Genomic DNA, 2,169 nt, shown 5'->3' with positions numbered 1-2,169 from the left:
GCGAACTTCCATTACAAGCCGCTGTGGGAAGCGGAATTCTGGCATTTCGACCAGGCCAAGACCGCGGTCGTGATGGCGGACTGGTACAAGCCGCTCGACCCGCGCCAGTTCTACTACGCGACCTACAACATCGCCCGCGCCGCCATGCATCAGTCGGTCGATCGCAACTTCGCCTTCATCGAGGAGCGCGGGCTGATCGACAAGCTCACGCCCGACGCGAAGGCGGCGATCGAGCGCGGTCTGTTGCCGCTGCGCCACCTGCACTGGGGCTCGAACATGAACCTGAGCGAGGCCTGCCAGCGCGGCTACGGCACGGCGATCACCGCGCCGTGCATGTTCTCGGCGATGGACCACCTCGGCATGGCGCAGATCGTCTCGCGCATCGGCCTCGAGCTCGACGGCCAGACCGGCGCGAGCCTCGACAAGGCCAAAGAGACCTGGCTCGCCGACGACGCCTGGCAGGGCGTGCGCCGGCTGATCGAGGACACGTTCGTCGAGCGCGACTGGTTCGAGCTCTACGTCGCCCAGACGCTCGGCGTGAACGCGGTCCTGTTCGACATGGCCTACAAGCACATGGACGCCGCCTGGCGCGACGGGGCGATCCCGGTGGCCATGCTGACCGAATTCATGTCCGACTGGCGCGCCGAGGAAGCCCGCTGGAGCGACGCCGTCGTCAAGACGGTGGCGGCCGAGAGCGACGCCAACAAGGCGCTCGTCTCGGAATGGGCGAAGCGCTGGATCGACCGCGCGACCGAGGCGGCAGAGCCGCTCGCGGAAGCGCTCGACGTTCCCGGCGCCGCCAAGGCGGCGGGCGACGCCGCCAGGACCCGGGCGCGCGCGCTCGGTCTCAACGTCTGATCGGAGGGGGAAACATCATGGCGCAAGTCGCCTCGCTCACTTTGCTGCACAACGACGACGCCCGCCCGATCATCGAGGCGATCCTCGCCGACAATCCGGGCGTTCGCGTGCTCGACATGCCGGGCTGCGTCAAGCTCGACCGCGACATGGAGCTGGTGGTCAACCGCGCCTCCGTCGAGGAGCGCATCGGCCGCACCTGGGATCCGCAGGAAATCCATCTCGTGCTCGTCTCGATGGCGGGCAATCTCGACGAGGACGACGACCATTTCCTCGTCGGCTGGAAGCACTAACAGACTCTGGGAGGACGGCATGGCGGCCAAGAAACTGGGCTTGAAGCAGCGCTACGCGCACATGACCCGCGGTCTCGACTGGGAGACCTCGTATCAACCGATGGACAAGGTGTTCCCCTACGACACGTTCGAGGGGATCAAGATCAAGGACTGGTCGGCGTGGGAGGACCCGTTCCGCCTGACCATGGACGCCTACTGGAAGTTCCAGGCCGAGAAGGAGCGCAAGCTCTACGCCGTGCTCGACGCCTTCGCCCAGAACAACGGCCAGACCAAGATCTCCGACGGGCGCTACGCCAACGCGCTCAAGCTGTTCCTGACCGGCGTTTCGCCGCTCGAGTACTCGGCCCACCGCGGCTTCGCCTTCGCCGGCCGGCATCTGCGCGGCGTCGGCCCGCGCGTCGCCTCGCAGCAGCAGTCGGTCGACGAGCTGCGCCACTTCCAGACCCAGGCGCACACGATCAGCCACTACAACAAGTTCTTCGACGGCATCAGCGAGTTCTCCCACATGCACGACCGCGTGTGGTATCTCAGCGTGCCGAAGTCGTTCTTCGACGACGCCCGCAGCGCCGGCCCGTTCGAATACATGATCGCGATCGGCTTCGCCTTCGAATACGTGCTGACCAACCTCCTGTTCGTGCCGTTCATGTCGGGCGCGGCCTACAACGGCGACATGTCGACGGTGACCTTCGGCTTCTCGGCGCAGTCCGACGAGAGCCGGCACATGACGCTCGGCATCGAGGTGATCAAGTTCCTGCTCGAGCAGCACCCGGACAACCTGCCGATCGTGCAGAAGTGGGTCGACAAGTGGTTCTGGCGCGGCCACAAGGTGCTCGGCATCGTGGCGATGATGATGGACTACATGCTGCCCAAGAAGGTGATGTCCTGGCGCGAAGCCTGGGACATCTACTTCACCGAAGCCGGCGGCTCGCTGTTCCAGGATCTCGCCCGCTACGGCCTGCGCCCGCCCAAATACGCCGACCAGGCGACGGTCGAGGCCGACCACGTGTCGCACCAGAACTGG

The 2,169-nt window shown here is 65.8% G+C and carries 3 protein-coding genes; all 3 read left to right on the top strand.

What is annotated here, in order from left to right:
* Window positions 1-858, top strand: an 858-nt coding sequence (locus DFR50_RS31035; protein WP_113894196.1) for a ferritin family protein, incomplete at its 5' end; no start/stop codon positions are given.
* 17 nt (window positions 859-875) lie between these two features.
* Window positions 876-1,148 carry an MmoB/DmpM family protein gene (locus tag DFR50_RS31030; protein ID WP_113894195.1) on the top strand — a complete coding sequence of 91 codons (273 nt, stop codon included), beginning with the start codon at window positions 876-878 and terminating at the stop codon, window positions 1,146-1,148.
* Window positions 1,149-1,167: 19 nt separating this feature from the next.
* The coding region (locus DFR50_RS31025; RefSeq protein ID WP_210209098.1) for a ferritin family protein at window positions 1,168-2,169 on the top strand (1,002 nt) is incomplete at its 3' end.

Source organism: Roseiarcus fermentans, assembly GCF_003315135.1.
GTDB classification, from domain to species: domain Bacteria; phylum Pseudomonadota; class Alphaproteobacteria; order Rhizobiales; family Beijerinckiaceae; genus Roseiarcus; species Roseiarcus fermentans.
The sequence above is the reverse complement of the archived record's forward strand: the minus strand, read 5'-3'. Positions and strand labels throughout refer to the sequence as shown.

Coding starts and splice junctions, on each gene's coding strand:
- DFR50_RS31030 (WP_113894195.1), top strand. CDS start 876: ATGGCGCAAGTCGCCTCGCTCACTTTGCTGCACAACGACGACGCCCGC.